Annotated in this window: 16 protein-coding genes; 6 read left to right on the forward strand and 10 right to left on the reverse strand. The window is 74.3% G+C overall.

The window, feature by feature from the left end; translation table 11 throughout:
- Positions 1–439: 439 nt before the first annotated feature.
- The 3 genes from IO40_RS0104765 to IO40_RS39360 form a co-directional block, all read right to left on the reverse strand.
- On the reverse strand, positions 440–1,639 hold the full coding sequence (locus tag IO40_RS0104765; protein ID WP_030409764.1) for an MFS transporter: 1,200 nt from the start codon (positions 1,637–1,639) through the stop codon (positions 440–442).
- Between the two features lie 303 nt (positions 1,640–1,942).
- Positions 1,943–3,001 (reverse strand): endonuclease/exonuclease/phosphatase family protein, encoded by a 1,059-nt coding sequence (locus tag IO40_RS0104770; protein WP_016468641.1) that lies wholly within the window; start codon positions 2,999–3,001, stop codon positions 1,943–1,945.
- Positions 3,002–3,251: 250 nt separating this feature from the next.
- Positions 3,252–3,386 (reverse strand): hypothetical protein, encoded by a 135-nt coding sequence (locus IO40_RS39360; protein ID WP_258775745.1) that lies wholly within the window; start codon positions 3,384–3,386, stop codon positions 3,252–3,254.
- Positions 3,387–3,559: 173 nt separating this feature from the next.
- Here IO40_RS39360 and panB point away from each other — a divergent pair, with 173 nt between their 5' ends.
- From panB to IO40_RS0104790, 3 genes are all read left to right on the forward strand, one after another.
- Complete coding sequence (gene panB / locus IO40_RS0104780) at positions 3,560–4,387, forward strand: 3-methyl-2-oxobutanoate hydroxymethyltransferase (RefSeq protein ID WP_016468642.1); 828 nt, start codon at positions 3,560–3,562, stop codon at positions 4,385–4,387.
- A gap of 154 nt (positions 4,388–4,541) precedes the next feature.
- Positions 4,542–5,543: an ATP-binding cassette domain-containing protein gene (locus tag IO40_RS0104785; RefSeq protein ID WP_016468643.1), complete on the forward strand. Its 1,002-nt coding sequence runs from the start codon at positions 4,542–4,544 to the stop codon at positions 5,541–5,543.
- A complete protein-coding gene (locus IO40_RS0104790; protein ID WP_016468644.1) occupies positions 5,540–6,433 on the forward strand; it encodes an ABC transporter permease in 894 nt (297 codons plus the stop codon). Before IO40_RS0104785 ends, IO40_RS0104790 begins: the two co-directional genes overlap by 4 nt.
- A 49-nt stretch (positions 6,434–6,482) precedes the next feature.
- On the opposite strand, the gene IO40_RS0104795 is transcribed toward IO40_RS0104790, so the two are convergent.
- On the reverse strand, positions 6,483–10,250 hold the full coding sequence (locus IO40_RS0104795; RefSeq protein WP_031174922.1) for an AfsR/SARP family transcriptional regulator: 3,768 nt from the start codon (positions 10,248–10,250) through the stop codon (positions 6,483–6,485).
- Between the two features lie 226 nt (positions 10,251–10,476).
- On the opposite strand from IO40_RS0104795, the gene IO40_RS0104800 reads away from it, so the two are divergent.
- Complete coding sequence (locus IO40_RS0104800; protein WP_016468646.1) at positions 10,477–10,881, forward strand: ChaB family protein; 405 nt, start codon at positions 10,477–10,479, stop codon at positions 10,879–10,881.
- 137 nt (positions 10,882–11,018) lie between these two features.
- On the forward strand, positions 11,019–11,816 hold the full coding sequence (locus tag IO40_RS0104805) for a site-2 protease family protein (RefSeq protein WP_016468647.1): 798 nt from the start codon (positions 11,019–11,021) through the stop codon (positions 11,814–11,816).
- A gap of 47 nt (positions 11,817–11,863) precedes the next feature.
- On the opposite strand, the gene IO40_RS0104810 is transcribed toward IO40_RS0104805, so the two are convergent.
- The 6 genes from IO40_RS0104810 to IO40_RS0104835 all read right to left on the reverse strand — a co-directional run bounded on the left by IO40_RS0104810 (position 11,864) and on the right by IO40_RS0104835 (position 17,359).
- Positions 11,864–12,070 carry a hypothetical protein gene (locus IO40_RS0104810; RefSeq protein ID WP_016468648.1) on the reverse strand — a complete coding sequence of 69 codons (207 nt, stop codon included), beginning with the start codon at positions 12,068–12,070 and terminating at the stop codon, positions 11,864–11,866.
- Between the two features lie 53 nt (positions 12,071–12,123).
- Positions 12,124–13,713, reverse strand: a complete 1,590-nt coding sequence (locus IO40_RS0104815; protein WP_016468649.1) for an MFS transporter — start codon at positions 13,711–13,713, stop codon at positions 12,124–12,126.
- Between the two features lie 191 nt (positions 13,714–13,904).
- The gene (locus IO40_RS0104820) at positions 13,905–14,576 is read right to left on the reverse strand and encodes a hypothetical protein (protein WP_031174923.1); all 672 of its coding nucleotides are present in this window, start codon (positions 14,574–14,576) and stop codon (positions 13,905–13,907) included.
- A 19-nt stretch (positions 14,577–14,595) separates the two neighbouring features.
- On the reverse strand, positions 14,596–15,309 hold the full coding sequence (npdG, locus tag IO40_RS0104825) for an NADPH-dependent F420 reductase (protein ID WP_016468651.1): 714 nt from the start codon (positions 15,307–15,309) through the stop codon (positions 14,596–14,598).
- Positions 15,310–15,367: 58 nt separating this feature from the next.
- Complete coding sequence (locus IO40_RS0104830; RefSeq protein ID WP_016468652.1) at positions 15,368–16,198, reverse strand: TrmH family RNA methyltransferase; 831 nt, start codon at positions 16,196–16,198, stop codon at positions 15,368–15,370.
- An 81-nt stretch (positions 16,199–16,279) separates the two neighbouring features.
- Positions 16,280–17,359, reverse strand: coding sequence for a sialidase family protein (locus IO40_RS0104835; protein ID WP_016468653.1), 1,080 nt, complete (start codon positions 17,357–17,359; stop codon positions 16,280–16,282).
- Positions 17,360–17,704: 345 nt separating this feature from the next.
- Here IO40_RS0104835 and IO40_RS0104840 point away from each other — a divergent pair, with 345 nt between their 5' ends.
- Positions 17,705–18,844 (forward strand): substrate-binding domain-containing protein, encoded by a 1,140-nt coding sequence (locus IO40_RS0104840; RefSeq protein WP_016468654.1) that lies wholly within the window; start codon positions 17,705–17,707, stop codon positions 18,842–18,844.
- Positions 18,845–18,897: the final 53 nt, after the last annotated feature.

The raw sequence follows: 18,897 nt of genomic DNA on the forward strand, positions 1-18,897 counted from the left end.
AAAACGCTCGGCTGGGAAACCCCAGCCGAGCGCCTGCATAAACTGCTCGCGGCCTGATCAACACAACCACGTGTTGCAACGACCGCTAGAAACCGCCCGGTGTGCGGGCCCCTTCGTATGCGCGTTCGCATGCGCGCCGCCCGCGCCGCGCCCGGGCCACGGCGGCGGACGGGCGGCGCGGGCGGCCAGCCGCCTCCCGGCGGGAGCGCCACCCGTCGGCCGCGTAGCCGACCAGGAGGCCCGTGCAACGCCGTGCGGGGCACGGGCGGGGCGCCGGTGCGGGAGGCGCCCGCCGCATGACGCCGGAGGGCCGACCACACGGCGCCCGCCGTACGGCGCCGGCGCGGCCCGCCGGCGCCGTCTCCTGACGCCGGTGACCGGCAGGTAGCCGACCGCCGACACCGGTGACCGACCGACGGCCGGCTCCCGGCGCCGCCTCCTAGTGGCCGGAGGACACCTGTGCCGGCACCTCCTCGGCGCGGGCCACCACCCGGGACTCGCCCCGGGCGAGGGCGCCCGCCGTCACGGCGATGGCCAGCCCCGCCAGGGCGAGGGCGGCACCGACCAGCGTGGGCGACATCCAGCCCCAGCCGGCGGCGATCACCGCGCCGCCGAGCCAGGCGCCGCCCGCGTTGGCGAGGTTGAACGCGGAGTGGTTGGAGGCGGAGGCCAGCGTCGGGGCGTCGGAGGCGGCCCGCATCACCAGCATCTGGACCGGCGTGGTGATCAGGAAGCCGACGGCGCCCAGCAGGCCCACCAGCAGCAGTGCGGCCCATTTGACGGTGGCGACGGCGTGGAAGGCCAGCATCAGCCCGGCCATCAGGGCGAGCGCCGTGTAGAGGGTGCGGCGCGGGGCCCGGTCGGTCAGCGGTCCGGCCAGCAGCGTGCCGAGCGTCATGCCGATGCCGAAGAGGGCGAGCACCCAGGTCACCGAGGCCTCGGCGAGACCGGTGACCTCGGTCATCATCGAGGCGAGGTAGCTGTAGACGGCGAAGACACCGCCGAAGCCGAAGACGGCGGTCAGCAGCCCGAGGACGACCTGGCGGTTGCCCAGTGCGCGCAGTTCGTGCTTGACGCCGCCCTGGTGCTCCAGCGGCAGCCGCGGCACCAGCAGGGCGAGGGAGACCATCGCGACCAGGCCGATGAGGGTGACGACGACGAAGGTGGCGCGCCAGCCGAGCTGCTGGCCCAGTGCGGTGCCGCCGGGTACGCCGACGATGTTGGCGACGGTCAGCCCGAGGAACATGGTCGCCACGGCGCGGGCCGCGCGGCCTTCCCGCACGAGCCGGGCCGCGACCACCGCGCCGACGCCGAAGAACGCGCCGTGCGGGAGTCCCGCCAGTACCCGGCCGGCCAGCAGGGTGCCGAATCCGGGCGCGAGGGCCGAGGCGAGGTTGCCGACGGTGAACAGCCCCATCAACAGCAGCAGCATCAGCTTGCGCGGGACGCGGGCGCCGACGGCGGTGAGCAGCGGGGCGCCGAGGACGACGCCGAGGGCGTACGCGGAGACCAGGTACCCCGCGGTGGGGACGGACGTGCCGAGATCGTCGGCGACGTTCGGCAGCAGGCCCATCATCACGAACTCGGTGGTGCCGATACCGAAGGCGCCCACGGCGAGTGCGAGCAGAGCCAGAGGCATGCGGAGAAGACCTTTCGACGCGTGCGGAAGGGATGCGGTGCGGAGCGCTGACCGCTGACCGGACAGATGAACAGCACGAGACACAGAAAGGTGAGCCCCCGCGGGGACTCACCTGGGCGGCACGGACCGCCCGGGGCGGCACACGGGGCCGCCCCCTCTATGTTTTGCGGTGCAACAAAGTGTCGCAGGCAGATGTTCCAGGCTGCAAAACCTGCCGTTACGTGCCCATGACGTTCCGGTACGTGGTCAGTCCGGCATATGTGGTCAGCCCGGCACAGGTGGTCAGCCCGGCACAGGTGGTGGTCAGCCCGGCAGGTTCACCTTGGCCGCGACGGGGAGGTGGTCGCTCCCGGTGGGCGACAGTGTCCAGGCCGAGACGGGATCGGCGCCCTTGACCATGATCTGGTCGATCCGCGCCATCGGCCTCGACTCCGGCCAGCTGAAGCCGAAGCCCTTGCCCGCGGCACCCTGGGCCGAGCGCATCTGGGAGGTGATGGGCGCCAGGGCGCGGTCGTTCATGGTGCCGTTGAGGTCGCCGAGGAGGATCACCGTGTCGGCCCGGTCGTGGGAGATGGCCCGGCCCAGCGCCCGGGCGCTGGCATCACGCTGACCGGCGGTGAAGCCTGACTTGAACTGCACCCGCACCGAGGGCAGATGCGCGGTGTACACGGCGATCACGCCCTTGGGGGTGCGCACGGTGGCCCGGATCGCCCGCGGCCAGCCCATCTTGATGTCCACGGTACGGGCGCCGGACAGCGGGTACTTGCTCCAGATCCCAACCGTGCCGGCGAGCTTGTGGTAGGGGTGCGACTTGCGCAGCCCGTCCTCGTAGAAGTCGCTCTGGGAGGAGGGGACCTCCTCCAGCGCGATCACGTCGGCACCCGAGCGGGCCAGTTGCCGGGCCGTCCGCTCCGGGTGGGGGTTGTCGGCGTTCACGTTGTGCGTGACGACCATCAGATCGCCGGACGCGGTCGAGGTCTTGTCGTGGAAGACCCCGCCGAAGAGGTTGACCCACACCACCGTCGGCAGCAGCAGCGCCACCAGCGCGGTGACGCTGCGGCGCAGCAGGGCGCAGACGAGCAGCACCGGGATCAGCAGGCCGCCCCAGGGCAGGAAGGTCTCCCACAGGGAGCCGATGTTGCCGATGGAGTTGGGCACCTCGGCGTGCAGGATGAAGGCGAACCCGAGCGCGACGGCGAGCAGCGCCAGGATGATTCCGCGCCGCCACTTCCCGGAGCCGGCCCAGCGGGAGAACAGACCGCGGGGGCGCTCGCCGGAACGCCGGGGGAATCGGGAGAGAAATCCCTTCCGCGGGCTGTCTTCGTCGCTGTTCGTGGCCTCCGACGTGTACACGCGCGCCATCCGCCGTCCTCACTTGCCTGTGCTGGTGCCCGATGAACGATAGGCGATACCGGTTCTCCTGAAGATGAACCCTTCGGCCCTGCTGCCGCCTTCGCCCTGAAACGACACGGTCCGGTGCGGGTCTGCTGGGAGGACGAGGCAAGGAGCGCACCGGGTTCCGCGGGAGCGCGGTGGATTCGCGACTGTGACACAACGCGCACATCGACCCGGACCGGACAAGCCGAGCGGGCCCGGCACGCCGGCCGCCGGGTCACGTCCTTGGACGCGGGCGGTCGAGGAAGGCGTCGACGATCCGCCCGGATGTCTCCTCGGGCAGGTCCTCCCAGACACGCAGCAGGATACGGGAGAGCAACGGTGCCGTCAGCACGCCGATCAGCACCACCACAGGGCGTTCACCGCGCCGTCTCCTCCCGGGGACCGGGGCCGGTCCGCTGCCCGGCGCCGGACAGACGGCCGGCCGCCGCCGCCCCTACCGGGCCCCGCGCTCGCGTGCCAGCATGGAGACGGATCCGGAGACGCCGTCAGGGCGCTTCGAGACGACACCTTGGAGACAGAGCCATGCCACAGACGCTCTATGGGGGAACCCGCAACCGCCGCGTGACCGTGCGCGACCTCGCACTCGCCAAAGAGCGGGGCGAGAAGTGGCCCATGCTCACCGCCTACGACGCGATGACCGCCTCCGTCTTCGACGAGGCCGGCATCCCCGTCCTGCTCGTCGGCGACTCGGCCGGCAACTGCCACCTCGGCTACGAGACGACCGTACCCGTGACCCTCGACCAGATGACCATGCTCACGGCCGCCGTCGTCCGCGGCACCGAGCAGGCGCTCGTCGTCGCCGACCTGCCCTTCGGCTCCTACCAGGAGGGCGAGGTGCAGGCGCTGCGCAGCGCCACCCGGCTGATCAAGGAGGCCGGGGCGGGCGCCGTCAAACTCGAAGGCGGCGAGCGGTCCGCCGATCAGATCGCGCTGCTCGTGCGGTCGGGCATCCCCGTCATGGCGCACATCGGGCTGACCCCGCAGTCCGTGCACGCCATGGGCTACCGGGTGCAGGGCCGCGGCGAGGAGGCGGCGGACGGGCTGATGCGCGACGCCAAGGCCGTCCAGGACGCCGGGGCCTTCGCCGTCGTGCTGGAGATGGTGCCCGCGCCTGTCGCCGCCGAGGTGACGCGGGCGCTGCACGTGCCGACGGTCGGCATCGGGGCCGGCGCCGACTGTGACGCCCAGGTCCTGGTGTGGACGGACATGGCCGGTCTCACCCCCGGCAAGCTGCCCCGCTTCGTGAAGCGGTACGCCGAGCTGCGCGGCGCGCTGGGTGAGGCCGCTCACGCCTTCGCCCAGGACGTGGTGGACGGCTCCTTCCCGGCGGCCGAACACTCCTACGCATAACAGCGCACCCGCGGCTACGTCGCGGGCCGTGCACGCCTCGCGCGACCCGCCCGCCACCTGCCCCCCGCACCGCACGGTGCGGGGGGCAGGTGTGTCGGTGCGGTGTCGGTGACGTGTCGGTGGCCTGTCGGTGCCACCTGGCACATTGGCGGACATGACACGGAAGAAGACGACGAACGCGGTCGAGGTCCGCGGACTGGTCAAGCACTTCGGGGAGACGAGGGCCGTCGACGGCATCGACCTCGATGTGCGCGAGGGCACGGTGATGGGCGTCCTCGGCCCCAACGGCGCGGGCAAGACGACGCTCGTGCGGATGCTCTCCACCCTGCTGCTGCCGGACGCGGGCACCGCGACCGTCGCCGGGTTCGACGTGGTGCGCCAGCCGCGTCAGCTCCGCCGGACGATCGGTCTCACCGGGCAGTACGCCTCGGTGGACGAGAAGCTGTCCGGCTGGGAGAACCTCTACATGATCGGGCGGCTGCTCGACCTGCCCCGCTCCGAGGCCCGCAAGCGCGCCGACGAGCTGCTGGAGCGGTTCTCCCTCACCGAGGCGGCCCGCCGTCCGGCCAGCAAGTACAGCGGCGGTATGCGCCGGCGGCTCGATCTGGCGGCCTCCATGATCGGCCGCCCGAAGGTGCTGTACCTCGACGAGCCGACCACCGGTCTCGACCCCCGCACCCGCAACGAGGTGTGGGACGAGGTGCAGAACATCGTGGCGGACGGCAACACCGTGCTGCTCACGACGCAGTACATGGAGGAGGCCGAACAGCTCGCCAGCGAGCTGACAGTGGTGGACCGGGGCCGGGTCATCGCCGAGGGCCGGGTGCCGGAGCTGAAGGCGAAGGTCGGCGGCCGGACGCTGGAGATCCGCCCGGTGGACACCGGCGAGGTGACGAAGATGGCCGACGCGCTCGCGCAAGCCGGTCTGGACGGGGTCGCCGGCGCCACCGCCGACCCGGAGGCGGGCGTGGTCAGCGTCCCCATCGTCAGCGACGAACAGCTGACGGCGGTCGTCGGGCTGCTGGGCGCCCGCGGCTTCGCCATCGCCGACATCGCCACCCACCTGCCCAGTCTGGACGAGGTGTTCCTCGCCCTCACCGGCCAGAAGGCCACCCATCAGGACGACGAGACAGAGATCGAGGAGGTAGCGGCGTGAGCACCGCCACCGTCAACGAGTCCCGGTCCGGGGCGGAGCGGACCCCGCCCGGTGCCGGCTCAGGAACCGGTTCCGGCCCCGTGCGGCCGGGCGCCGACGACGGCCGCATCGGACTGCGGGCCAATCTGCGGCACATCGGCGCGCTCGTCCGCCGCAACGCCTTGCAGATCAAGCAGGACCCGGAGTCGATGTTCGACGCCCTGCTGATGCCGATCGTCTTCACCCTGCTGTTCGTCTACGTCTTCGGCGGCGCGATCGGCGGCGACGGCGGCGGTGCGAGCCGCGACCAGTACGTGCAGTACCTGATCCCCGGCATGATGGGGATGATGGGCATGTCCATCGCCATGGCCGTGGGCACCGGCATCAACGAGGACTTCCGCAAGGGCGTCATGGACCGCTTCCGGTCGATGCCGATCGCCCGGTCCTCGGTGCTGATAGCCAAGTCCGTGGTGGAGGTCGGCCGCATGCTGGTGGCCGTCACCGTGCTGCTGACGGTCGGCTTCCTGTGCGGCTTCGACATCAACGGGCACTGGCTCGGCATGCTGGCCGCCATCGGTCTGACCGCGCTGTTCGGCGCGTCCCTGCTGTGGATCTTCATCCTGCTGGGGCTGACGATGGAGACGGCGCAGGCCGTGCAGGGCGTCTCGTTCCTGGTGCTGATGCCGATGCAGTTCGGCTCCTCGGTGTTCGTCTCCACGGACACCATGCCGGGCTGGCTGGAGGCGTTCACCAAGGTCAACCCGCTCACCCACCTGGCGGACGCGGCCCGTGGCCTGATGCTGGGCGAGGGCGCCGTCGGCGGCCCGGTCCTGTGGACCGTCGTGTGGTCCGTGGGCCTGACGCTGGTGACGGCACCGTTCGCCATCGCCAAGTTCCGCAAGAAGGCATGAGGGCACCGGAGCGGCTGCCCCACCCCGCCGGGCACCCGGCGGGCGCCGCTCACGCGTTCCGCACCAGGGCGACGGCCTCTTCGATGGAGAGACCGTCGCCCTCGGCGTGCGCGTCGGCGTACTCCCGCTCGGACAGCAGCTCGCGCACCGCCTTCTCGGCGGACTGCCGCGCCTCGCGTTCGAGGGGGTGCGGGAAGCGGCCCTCGGGCACCGCGGCCAGGCCGTCGTAGGCGCCCAGCAGCCGCCCCGCCTCCCGGCCCCGCCCCAGGCCGGCCAGCGCGCCGGCGGCCGTCAGCAGTTGACTGAGCGTCAGATGCGGGGTGACGGCGTCCGCCAGCACCTCACGGGTCCGCACGATGGAGACCCGCAGCTTGGCCAGCGCGTCCGCCGGCCGGCCCGCCACCAGGTGCCCCCAGGCCATGATGCCCTGCACCATGCCGGCGAACAGCTGCGGCGACTTGTCCTCGAACCGCGCCTCCAGCGGCTCCAGCAGCTCCTGGGCCCGGGCCGGCTCGCCCCGGCGGACCAGATGGACGGCGAGCTGGACGGCCGCGAAGTTCGGCCCGTCGCCGGGCAGCCCCTCCGACTCCTCGGTCGCCTCCCGCATCAGCCGGTCGCCCTCCGCGGCCTGTGCGGGATCGTCCAGCTCCACCAGGACGGCGCCCAGCCGCGACTTGAGCTGCGGCACCTGGCTGTGGGCGCCGAGCTGGGCGGCGCGCTCGATGGCCATCCGGTAGTCCGTCGCCGCCTGCCCGAACTCGCCGCGTGCCGCCAGCGCCTCGGCCCGGCCCGACAGCGCCTCGGCCTCGCCCCAGGCGTCCCCGGCGCGGCGGAAGATCTCCAGGCTCTCGGCCGCGTCCTCGCCCGACTGGTCCCATCCCCCGGGCCGGTCGCTCAACAGCTTCGAGCGGAGCTGGAGGGCGAACGCCAGCTCCCACTCGTACCCCAGCTCCCGGCAGGCGCGCACCTGCGCGTCGCACAGCTCCTTCAGGGCGGCGAAGTCGCCGGTCAGCATCCACGCGAACAGCCACATGCACCCGGGGAGCCGGCAGACCTGCGGCATGCCCGGCGTGTAGGCGCGGGTGACGTTGCGCAGTTCGGCCTGGCGTGCGGGGCGCCGCACCAGGTCGATACCGTCCTCCGCGTCGGCCAGCACCATCAGCCGCACCCCGCGCCGCGCCTCCCACAGGACCTCTCCGGTCATCGGCGGCGGCGCCGCGGTGCACGGTTCGTGGACGGGCCGGGCGGGGCGCAGCGGCGAGGCGAAGGGGTCGGGGCCGAGGGTGACGGTCGCCTCGGCCCAGGCGCTGGCGTCGCTGCGGTGGCCGCGCAGCTGCCAGAACCAGCCCATGGACAGCACGAGGCAGAGCATTTCCTGCTCGTCGCGGGCGGCGAAGGCCCGGCGCAGGGCCGTACGGATGTTGTCGTGCTCGCTCTCCAGCCGGTCCAGCCAGGCGGCTTGCTGCGGGCCGCGCAGCAAAGGGTCGGCGGTGCGGGCCAGTTCGCGGTAGGCGACCAGATGGCGGCGTTCGGCTCGTTCGCGTTCGCCGGGCTCGCCGTCCAGTTTCCCGGCCGCGTACTCGGCGACGGTCTCCAGCAGCCGGTAGCGCATGCCCGTCCCGGCGCCGGCTCGGTTCGGCACCGCCACCACCAACGATTTGTCGACAAGGGAACCCAGTACGGCGGCGGCGCTCCCGCCGGTCCCGTCGTGGCCGCCCGCATCCGCCGCTTCGGGGAAGAGGTCGGCGCACACCTCCTCGACCTGCTCCAGCTCGCAGCCGCCCGCGAACACCGCGAGCCGCCGCAGCACGGCCCGCTCGGGCCCGTCCAGCAGCTCCCACGACCAGTCGACCACCGCCCGCAGCGTCTGCTGCCGCGGCAGCACCGTACGGCTGCCGCTGGTCAGCAGCCGGAACCGGCGGTCCAGCCGGGACGCCAGCTGGCGCGGCGTCAACGAGCGCAGCCGGGCCGCGGCCAGCTCGATCGCCAGCGGCAGCCCGTCCAGCCGGCGGCAGATCTCCGCGCAGGCCTCCGGGTCCTCCTCCGTACGGAACCCGGGACGGGCCGCGGCCCCGCGGTCGGCCAGCAGCCGCAGCGCCACCGGATCGGGCAGCGGCTCGACCGGGCGCACCGACTCGCCGGGAACGCCCAGCGGTTCCCGGCTGGTGGCCAGCACGGTCACGCCCGGGCACTCCATCAGCAGGGTCTCCGCCACCCGGGCCGCCGCGTCGATGACGTGCTCGCAGTTGTCGAGCACCAGGAGTATGCGCCGCCCCGCGCAGTGCTCGGCGAGCTGGGCGAGGGGGTCACCCGCCGTCGGGTCGGTCGCGGCCACCAAGCCCTCGGCGGCCGAACCGGTCAGCACCGTCTCCCTGCCGCCGAGCGCGGTCAGGACGGCCTCGGCGGTCTCCCGCTGGGCGTTCTGGCCGCGCACCCCCGCGAGTTCGGCCACCCACACCCCGTCCGACCAAGTGGCGCCCCGCTCGGTGGCCAGGGCCGCGGCCTCCAGCGACAGCCGCGTCTTCCCGGCGCCGCCCGGCCCGGTCAGCGTCACCAGCCGCGACGCCGACAGCTCCTCGCCGATCGCGCGCAGCTCGTCGTCCCGTCCGACGAACGAGGTGAGCATGGACCGCAGGTTCCCCGGCCTCCGCGCCCCGGCCGGCACCCGCCCGGCACCGGCCGCGTACGGCGGCGCTCCCCGGCCGTCGGCCGCCCCGGCGGGCACCGACGCGGGGGCGTCATCCACGGACCGGACGGGGGCCGGACCGCCGGGCGACGCCGGGACGGGGCCGTCGGAGGACGCCGGGGAGGGACCGCCGGACGGGGCCGGGGCGGGACCACCAGGAGAAGCCGGAGCGGGACCACCGGGCAGCCCCTGGGAGCGACCGCCGGGCGGGGCCGAGGCGGGACCGCCGGGCGGGGCCGCGGCCGGACCGCCGGACGGGCCCGAAGTGGGACCGGCCGGCGGCTCCGGGAAGGGGCCGCCGGAGGGAGCCGTGGCCGGACCGCCGGGCGAGGCCGGGAAGGAGCTGCCGGAGGGAGCCGGGGCGGGACCGCCGGACGGGGCCGGGGCGGGGTCGCCGGTCAGCAACTCGGCGTGCAGGGTGCGCAGTTCGGTGCCCGGGTCGGCGCCGAGCCGGTCCGCTATCCGGCTGCGGACCTGTTCGTAGACGGCCAGCGCCTCGGCGGTGCGGCCGGTCTCCCGCAGGGCGCGGATCAGCAGGGCCTGGAGCGGTTCGTCCAGCGGGTGCGCGGCGGCCAGTTCCCGCACCGCAGGCAGGATCTCCTCGGCCCGGCCGAGGGCGAGCGCGGCGCGCGCCCGGTCGCGGCGGGCGGCCACGGCGCGGTCGGCGGCGCGGATGCCGGCCGGGCCGCCCCCGTCGGGCAGGTCGGCCAGTGCGGGGCCGCGCCACAGGGCGAGGGCGTCGTCCAGCAGGTCGGCGGCCTGGGCCGGGTCGCCGTCCGCGAGCGCCGCGGCCCCTTCGGCGGCGAGCCGCTCGAAGCGGAAGAGGTCGATGTCATCCCGGGAGGCCGCCAGCCGGTAGCCGCCGGTCACCGATTCCACCGCGTCCCGGCCCAGTGCTCTGCGCAGCCGGCCGACGAGTGCCTGGACGGCGGCCGTCTCGTCGGCGGGGGCCTCCTCGTCCTCGGCCCACACGGCCGCCGCGAGCTGGCCGGTCCGCACCGCGCCGCCTCCCGCCAGGGCGAGCGCGGTCAGGACGGCACGGAGGCGCGCCCCGCCGAGCGGCACGGCCGTGCCGTCGGTCCGGAGGGCCTGTGTGGTGCCCAGAACGCGGTAGAGGTAGCGCACCCCCACATACTGCCACCGGCCGCACCGGGCCCCCGGTGGCAGCGGCCAACTGCCCCGCCATGCTCCGCTCACCGCCCTCCGGCACGGCTTCGGGGCGGCCCTTCCCGGACGGTACGGGCAGCGGCGGGGCCGGATACATGAGCCGATTCCGTTTTGCGGCGTACACCCCGTTTGGGAGGTTCCCCGTGGGGCACCCGGGCGCCGGAACCACGGGTATCGCCAGGAGGTTTCCATGCCCGCTCGTCAGGAGATGCCGTCCACCCTTCAGCGCTCGCCGCAGAGTGCCCAGCGGACGTGGGCTAAGGCGCACGACTCCGCCGTCAAGGAGTACGGCGAGGGCCAGCGGTCCCACCGCGTCGCGTACGGGGCGCTCAAGCACACCCACGAGAAGGTCGGCGACCACTGGGAACGCAAGAGCGGCGGCCGTAAGGGCCCGTCCGACCCGCAGTCCGGACGCCCCCGCGGGCGGGGCGGGCGCAGCGGGCAGGGCGTGGACGAGCACGCGCCCAAGCAGCACCTGTACGGCGTGGCGCAGCGGCTCGGCGTCGAGGGGCGCTCCCGGATGTCCAAGGGCGAGCTGCTGGAGGCCATCCGCAAGGAGAACCGGTCCCGCACCCGGAAGGCCCGCTCCCGCTGACACAGCCGCCGGCCCCGGGGCGCTCCGGGGCCGGCTCCGCGGAGTCGCCGCGGGGTGCCCCGGCCCGGCGGCGTGCCCCGCGCCCCGACCGGGCGGGGGTTCGCGGGCCCTGCCTCCTGCCGGTACGGTCATGCCCCATGACCAGCGCATCCACCCACCCGGAGCACCACCGGATCAGTCCGGTGTTCCTCGGGATCGCCGCCGTCATGGCCGTCTCCGGCTGGGCCGTCTGGTACGGCTGGGCGGAGGTGACCGGCTTCGCCGTCTTCCTCTTCGTCGTCTCCGGGTGGCTCGTCTCCCTGTGCCTGCACGAGTACGCGCACGCGCGCTCCGCGCTCGGCGCCGGTGACCTCTCGGTGGCCGACAAGGGCTATCTGACGCTCAACCCTCTGCGCTACACCCACGCGCTGCTCAGCGTCGTGCTGCCGGTCCTGTTCGTCGTCCTCGGCGGGATCGGGCTGCCCGGCGGTGCCGTCTACATCGACCGCGGGCGGATCAGGGGCCGGTGGAAGCACAGCCTCATCTCCGCCTCCGGGCCGCTCACCAACGCCCTGTTCGCCGCGGTGCTCACCGCGCCGTTCTGGCTGCACGGGGTGGCCGACGTGCCCGTCGCCTTCCGCTGCGCCCTCGCCTTCCTGGCGCTGCTCCAGGTGACGGCCGCGCTGCTCAACTTCCTGCCCGTCCCCGGGCTCGACGGCTACGGCGTCATCGAACCGTGGCTGTCGCCGCAGGCCCGCCGGCAGGCGGAGCCGTTCGCCCCGTTCGGTCTGCTGATCGTCTTCGGCTGTCTGTGGATCCCGCAGGTCAACGAGGTCTTCTGGAACGTCGTCGACACCCTGCTGCGCGGGCTGGGGGTCTCCGAACTGGAGACCTACCTGGGCCTCGAATACTTCCGCTTCTGGCAGGGCGAACCCCAGAACGTCCTGCTCCCGTGAGGCGGCCGGACCGTTCGCCTCGGCCGCGGGCCGGGCGCGGGGACGGGTCAGCCGGCGCGTTCGGCCGGTACGGACCGGCCACGCCGGTGGTAGTACCAGGCCATGTTGGAGGTCAGACCGGCCAGCAGCACCCAGATGATGCCGAGCCACTGGCCGTTCACGAAGGAGACCACGGCCGCGACGACGGCCAGGAGGCAGATGACGGTCGCATACAGGGCGAGGCCCCTGGGGGCTCGGCGGGCGGGGGCGGGCATGGGGCGGTCTCCAGCGAGGGGTCGGGGTCCTTGCGTGCACCAGCCATTGTCGCTCACCCCTCCCGGCGGGCCTCCTGCCGGGCCGCCCGACGCCCGTACGCCACGTCCACCAGGGCCACCACCAGCGCGCCCGCCACGAAACACATCGCGGTGACCAGGCCGGCGTCCAGCGCGGTCGCCCAGTCGTGGCTGGAGGCCAGCCAGGCGAAGAAGACGGCGCCGACGGCGGCGATCCCGGCGGCCGAACCGATCCGCTGCCCGGTCTGGATCACCCCGCCGGCCGCGCCGCCCTGCGCGACCGGCACCGAGTGCAGGGCCAGCGTCTGGTTGGGCGAGATGACCAGTCCCGACCCGAACCCGGCGCACAGCATCGGCGCCACCAGCGCCCAGCCCACCGCGTCGCTGCGCACCTCGTGCACCGCGAGCCAGGCCCCCGCCAGCCCGATGAGGACGAGGCCGAGCCCGGCGGCGATCAGCGGCCGTCCGACACGGGTGATGAAGCGGCCTCCCACGACCGCGGACGTCGCCGAGCCGATCGCGAACGGCGTCAGCGTCAGCCCGGCCTGGAGGGCGCTGTAGCGCATCCCGTTCTGGAGGAAGAGGGTGAAGATGAAGAAGATCGTGGTGAAGCCGGCGAAGTAGACCAGCCCCAGCAGTGTTCCCAGCGAGTACGAGCGGTCCTGGAAGAGGCGCAGGTCCACCAACGGCGCCCTGCCGTGCCGTTTGAAGGAGCGCTCCCACCACAGGAAGACCACGGCCAGCAGCACCCCGACCGGCTCCAGCAGCCATTTGCCCTGGCCGTGCCACTGCCGCTCCTCCACCAGGGGCAGCATCACCGCGATGACGGCGGCGCCCAGCAGCAGCACGCCCACCGGGTCGAGGGACTCGCGGTGCTCGCGGTCCCGCTCGGCGCACGCCGCGGGCACCAGGCGCAGCGCCAGCAGGAAGGCGACGACGCCGATGGGCAGGTTGACGAAGAAGACGAAGCGCCAGCCCTCGTCGGCGCCGAAGCCCTGGATGAGCAGCCCGCCCAGCAGCGGGCCGACGGCGGTGGACAGCCCGATCGTCGAGCCCAGCATGCCGAAGGCCCGGCCCCGCTCGGCGCCCCGGAACAGCTGCTGGATCATTCCGGAGATCTGCGGGTTCAGCAGCCCGCCCGCCATGCCCTGCACCAGCCGTGCCGTCACCAGCCAGCCGGGGCTCTGCGCGAAGCCGCACGCCATGGAGGCGGCGGTGAACAGCACCAGTCCGGCGAGGAAGGCCGTGCGCCGGCCGAGGGCGTCCCCGATGCGTCCCGACGGCACCAGGACCAGCCCGAAGGTGAGCGCGTAGCCGGAGACCACCCAGGAGAGCGCCGACTCGGAGGCGCCCAGGCCCTCCTCGATGGCGGGCAGGGCCACATTGACGATGGAGACGTCCAGCAGCGCCATGAAGCCGACGACGAGGCAGACGGAGAGCGCCTTCCAGCGCCGGGGGTCCGGCGTGTAGCCCTCGCCCCCGTGTCCGTCCTGCCGGCCCGTGGCCTGTGCGTCCTGCCGGCCGGGGGCTCGTCCCTGCCGGCCGGGGTCGTCTCCCGGCCGCCGGCCGGGACCGTCCGTGTCCGCCCCGTTCCGCCCGGCGGCGGCTGCGGGCTCCTGTCCCATCCGTGCCTCCTGGCGGGCGCGCCTGTGGCCGGTCACCGCTCACCCCATGATGGGCGGGGCGGGCGGGACCCGCATGTCCGGCTGGGCTGGGTGCCCGCACGCCGGGGTGCCGACACCTGGCCGCGGGGCCACGTGCGCGGACGGCCGCCGCTCCGGGCGGGCGGGTGCGGCCGGTCCGGGGCGGTGCGGGCTCAGCCGCGGGTGCCCTGCCCGGCCAGGTGGCGGGCGAAGGCGGTCATCTCGGTACGGGACAGCTGTGTGCGGCCCTCGCCGACGGTGACCACCAGGGCGAGGTCCCCGTCACCCGCCACCGGCAGCCGGACGGACGCCACGTTGCCGCTCGGCGTGAGCACCGGTTCGCCCTCGGCGGCCTTGCCCGTGCGGGCCGCGTACCGTTGCAGCCCGGCCATCTCCAGCCGCGCGTCGTGCTGGATCTGCGGCAGCAGCACGTTGACGGCGTGCCCCTCGCCCGCGCCGACCGTGAAGAGGCGGGCCCGTTCCCCGCCGATGCGGTAGCCGCAGCCGACCAGGGCGCCCTTGAACCGTGCCAGCGCCGAGTCCGGGCCGTCGGGCAGCTCGCCCTCCACGGACCGCCGCTCGACCTGGCGGTGCACGTCCGCGGCCCGCAGCGCGGCGGGCACGTCGTAGGGGACGGGACAGGTGGTGCCCTCGGCGTCGGCGGCCAGCGACCGGAGCGCGGCGACGCTCAGGGGCGCGGCGCTCTTCCCGCCCGCCCCGTCGCCGCCGCGGTGGCCGTCGCCGCCGCTGCCGTGGCCGTCACCGCCTTGTCCGGAGCAGGCCGCCAGCACGGCCGCCACGACGACGGCCACCGTGAGGCCGCCGCCGGGAATCCGCCGCTTCACGCCGTACCCTCCAGCCGGTTCAGATGTCGGTGAGGCGCACGCCCGCGTGCGCCTTGTAGCGGCGGTTGACGGAGATCAGATTGGCGACCAGCGACTCCACCTGGTGCGCGTTGCGCAGCCGGCCCGCGTAGACGCCGCGCATCCCGGGGATGCGGGAGGCCAGCGCCTGCACGATCTCGCAGTCCGCGCGCTTCTCCCCCAGCACCATGACGTCGGTGGGGATCTCGGTCACCTCCGGGTCGGACAGCAGCACCGCCGACAGGTGGTGGAACGCGGCCGTCACCCGCGACTCGGGCAGCAGGGCCGCCGCCTGCTGAGCGGCGCTCCCCTCCTCGGGCACGAGCGCGTAGGCGCCCTTCTTGTCGAAGCCGAGCGGGTTGACGCAGTCCACGACCAGCTTGCCCGTCAGCTCCTCGCGCAGCGCCTCGATCGTCTTGGCGTGGCCCTCCCACGGGACGGCGACGATGACGATGTCGCTGCGGCGCGCGCACTCGGCGTTGTCCGCGCCCTCGACACCGTGGCCGATCTCCCCGGCGGCCTGCTGTGCCCGTTCCGCGGCACGCGAACCGATGATCACGGGCAGTCCGCTCAGTGCCAGCCGGTAGGCGAGCCCGCGGCCCTGGTCACCCGTGCCGCCGAGGACCCCGACGGTCATCCCCGACACGTCCGGCAGGTCCCACGGGTCCTTCTTGGGGGCGGCGTTCCCGGCAGCGGAAGAGTCAGCAGTGTTCATACGCCGCATCCTGCCACCCCTGTGCGGACCGCGCCCGCACGGCCCGCAGTGAAGGTGCTCACGCCGGGCGCGCCCGGTCGCGCTGCCGCGCCGCCTCGTAGAGGACGGCCGTGGCCGCGTTCGCGGCGTTGAGGGAGCTGGCCCTGCCGCGCATCGGGATGCGGACGGTGCGGTGGCAGCGCTCGCGCCAGGCGGTGCTCAGTCCGCTGGTCTCGTTGCCGACCAACAGCAGGGTGGGGCCCGTCAGATCCGCTTCGTACAGTTCCGTCTCCCCTCCTTCGTCGGTGCCGACGACGGTGAGGGGGTGCTCGGTCCGGCCGGCCAGCCAGTCGTCGACCTCGCGTGGTGAGGGGACGCGGACGGTGGGGAGACAGAAGAGCGAACCTGTGCTGGCCCGCACGGACTTGGGGTCGTAGACGTCGGCGGCGTGCCCGGTGACGATCATGCCGTCCGCGCCGAAGGCGTCCGCGGAACGGATGATGCTGCCGATGTTGCCGGGGCTGGTGGGACGGTCGAAGAGGACGCCGAGGAAGGCGGGACCGGTGGGGATGCGGGACAGGTCGTCCTCGGGCATCCGGACGACGGCCACCAGCTCCGCGTCCCCGTCCTCCCGCTCGCTCAGCTCGGCCAGCAGACCGGGCGCCATCGCCACGCGCTCCCCCGGCACACCGGGGTCGTCGAGCAGGGTGCGGGCCCAGCCGGAGAGGCGGCGGCCGTCCGCGTACAGCAGCGCGGCGACCGGCCAGCCGGTCTCGACGGCGAGCGTGATCGGACGCACCCCCTGGACCAGGAACTCGCCCGAACGCCGGCGCTTGGTGCGGTTGGACAGCAGGGCCTGCCACTGCTGGAAGCGGGCGTTGCGGGTGGTGATCCGGAGGGCTGAACGCATACGGCCGAGCCTAGCGACGCCCGGGCCCCCGCCCCGGACCGGTCCCGGCCCCCGCCGGCCCCTCCGGCCCCGCGTGTGCGCTCAGCGCAGGGCCGCCACCGGGATGCGGCGGAACGTGATCGTCTCGTACGGGCCGGTGTCGCCCGTCTCGTAGAGGAGCCCCACCGTGCGCGCGTCCAGGCGCGCCATGTCCGAGTAGGCGGCCCGCCGGTCGTCCACGGCGAGCGCCTCGCGCCAGGTGACGCCGCCGTCGGTGCTGGTGCGGACCGCCATCCGGCGGCGGGTCGCCGGGTCGGAGGGGGCGGAGAACAGCAGCAGGCCGGGCTCGCGCAGATACAGCAGACTGCCCTGCACCACGGGGGCGGTCAGCCCGTCCTGCGGGGCGAACGGTGCGGTGAGGGTCTCACCGCCGTCCGCGGAGCGGGCGTCGGAACGGTGGGCCGGGGCACGGGAGTTGTTGCGGGCGTTGAGGTAGACGGTGCCGTCGGGCAGTTCGGCCGCCGTCGTCTCGTTGACGTTCACCCAGCCGTCGGGGTCGTCGTCCACGTACCCGATCCGCCAGCCGGCGCCGCCGTCGTCGCTGAGCAGGCAGTGCCCGCCGTCGTAGCGGCCCTGAGAACCGTCGTCCCCGGCGACGGTGGGCGGCGTGGAGTGGTTGGCCGGCACCAGGATGCGGCCGGAGGACAGCTGGAGGGCGTGGCCCGGGGTGGTGGCGTACCAGCGCCAGTCCGCACGCTTCACCTCGGCGGTGATCTCGCGGGGCGCGCTCCACGAGACGCCCTCGTCCCGGCTGTGCTGGACCCACACCCGTCTGCCGTCCTCGCGGCTCACCTCGCCGCGGCGGATGCGGGCCTCCGTGGCGTCGGCGGCGGAGCGGACGAAGACCAGCAGGACGCGGCCGTCCGCGAGGACGACGGGCGCCGGGTTGCCCGCCGTGCCGTCGTCGTTGGTGGCCACCGCCGTGAGCGGGCCCCAGGTGCGGCCCTGGTCCGTGGAGCGTTTGAGGACGATGTCGATGTGTCCGCTGTCGTCCGCGGAGTCGACGCGTCCTTCGGCGAACGCGAGGAGGGCGCCGCTCCGGGCGCGGACGAGCGCGGGGATCCGGAAGCTGGCGTAGCCCTCGCTTCCGGCGCGGAACGGTACGGAGGTCTCGTCGGGCATCCACTGCCTCCAGCCGGGAGGTATGACGTCCTTCGTCGCGGGGACGGTATGCGGGGCGAAGGGCCCGGTCAAGCAGGCGCCGGCGCCCGGGAGTCGGGCGCACTGCGGGCCTGTGAACAGCGGAAGTCGCCCCCGTGAACGGTGGAGAGCGCACCCGTGAACGGGGACGGCCCGCGCTCCCGGAGCGACTGGGCGCGGCGCTCGCCGGCGGGGCGGACCGGCGCCCGGGGCGGACCGGCACCGGGCCGGGGGCGGACCGGCGCCCGGGGCCGGGGAATCGGCGCCGGGGCGGGCGGGGAGCGCGACCGTATCGTAGGGAGAAACGGTCAGACGAAAGGATGCGCCGTGCGCGAGGGGGCCGCCGCGAGGCGGGACAGGGTGCTGGAGACGGTACGGGCGCGCGGCGAGGTGCGGGTCACCACGCTGGCCCGGGAGCTGGGCGTCTCCGTGGTGACCGTCCGCCGCGACGTGGAAGAGCTGTCCCGGCGCGGCCAGTTGGCGCGCGGTCACGGGGTGGCCCGGTCGCTGACCTCCGTACCCGGGCAGCAGGAGGCGCCCCGCACGGTGGACGCCGCGGCGCCGGCGGTGGGGCTGATCGTCCCGGAGCACCACTCGTACCTGTTCGAGGCGGTGCGCGGGGCCCGTGCCGTGCTGGAGGCGGCCGGTGTACGGGCGGCCCTGCACATCGCACGCCACCATCCGGGCGCCGAACGGGAGATGGCGCGGCAGGCGGTGGAGCAGGGGGCGCGCGGACTGCTGGTGGCGCCGCGCTGGCGCACCGCGGACGCCCCGGCACTGGACGAGCGGTGGCTGTGCGAACTCCCCGTGCCTGCGGTGCTGATGGAGCGCCGGCCCGAGGCCGGTACCCCGCTGCACGCCCTCGACTCGGTGTGCAGTGACCACTGGTACGGGGCGCATCTGGCGCTCGACCATCTGATCGGGCTGGGCCATCGCCGGCTGGTGCTGGCCGCGCGGGACGACAGCCCCACCGCGCGCACCCTGCGCACGGCGTTCGCACGGATCGCCGCCGAGCGGCCCGAGGTGGCGGACTGGGCGGTGGTCCTCACCTCCGAGGCGGCTGCCGCGACGGCACCCGATCCGACGCGGCAGCCCGGCACCGGCGGGCAGGCGGCGCCGCTGGTGGACCTGTGCGCGGTGCTGCGCGAGCACCGGGCGACCGCGGCGGTGCTGCACGCGGACGTGGACGCGCTGATGCTGGTGCAGCAGTTGCGCGAGGGCGGGGTGCGGGTGCCGCAGGACTGTTCGGTGGTGGCGTACGACGACGTGGTGGCGGCGCTGGGCAGTCCGCCCCTGACGGCGGTGGCGCCCCCGAAGGAGGAGATCGGCCGGGTCGCCGCCGAGGTGCTGCTGCGCCGGCTGGAGCATCCGCGGGGCGCGGCCCCCGAGGCGGTGCGCCGAATCGAGTTGCTGCCCAGGCTGGTGGTGCGCGGCTCGTCGGCGGAGGCGGCGGCGTCCCCCGGGTGACCTGCGGGCCGTCGCCGGGCGGACCGGAGTGGGGTGGCGGGTCCCGGGCGGGG

Origin of the sequence: Streptomyces albus subsp. albus, assembly GCF_000725885.1 — a bacterium.
In the GTDB taxonomy this organism is placed as follows: domain Bacteria; phylum Actinomycetota; class Actinomycetes; order Streptomycetales; family Streptomycetaceae; genus Streptomyces; species Streptomyces albus.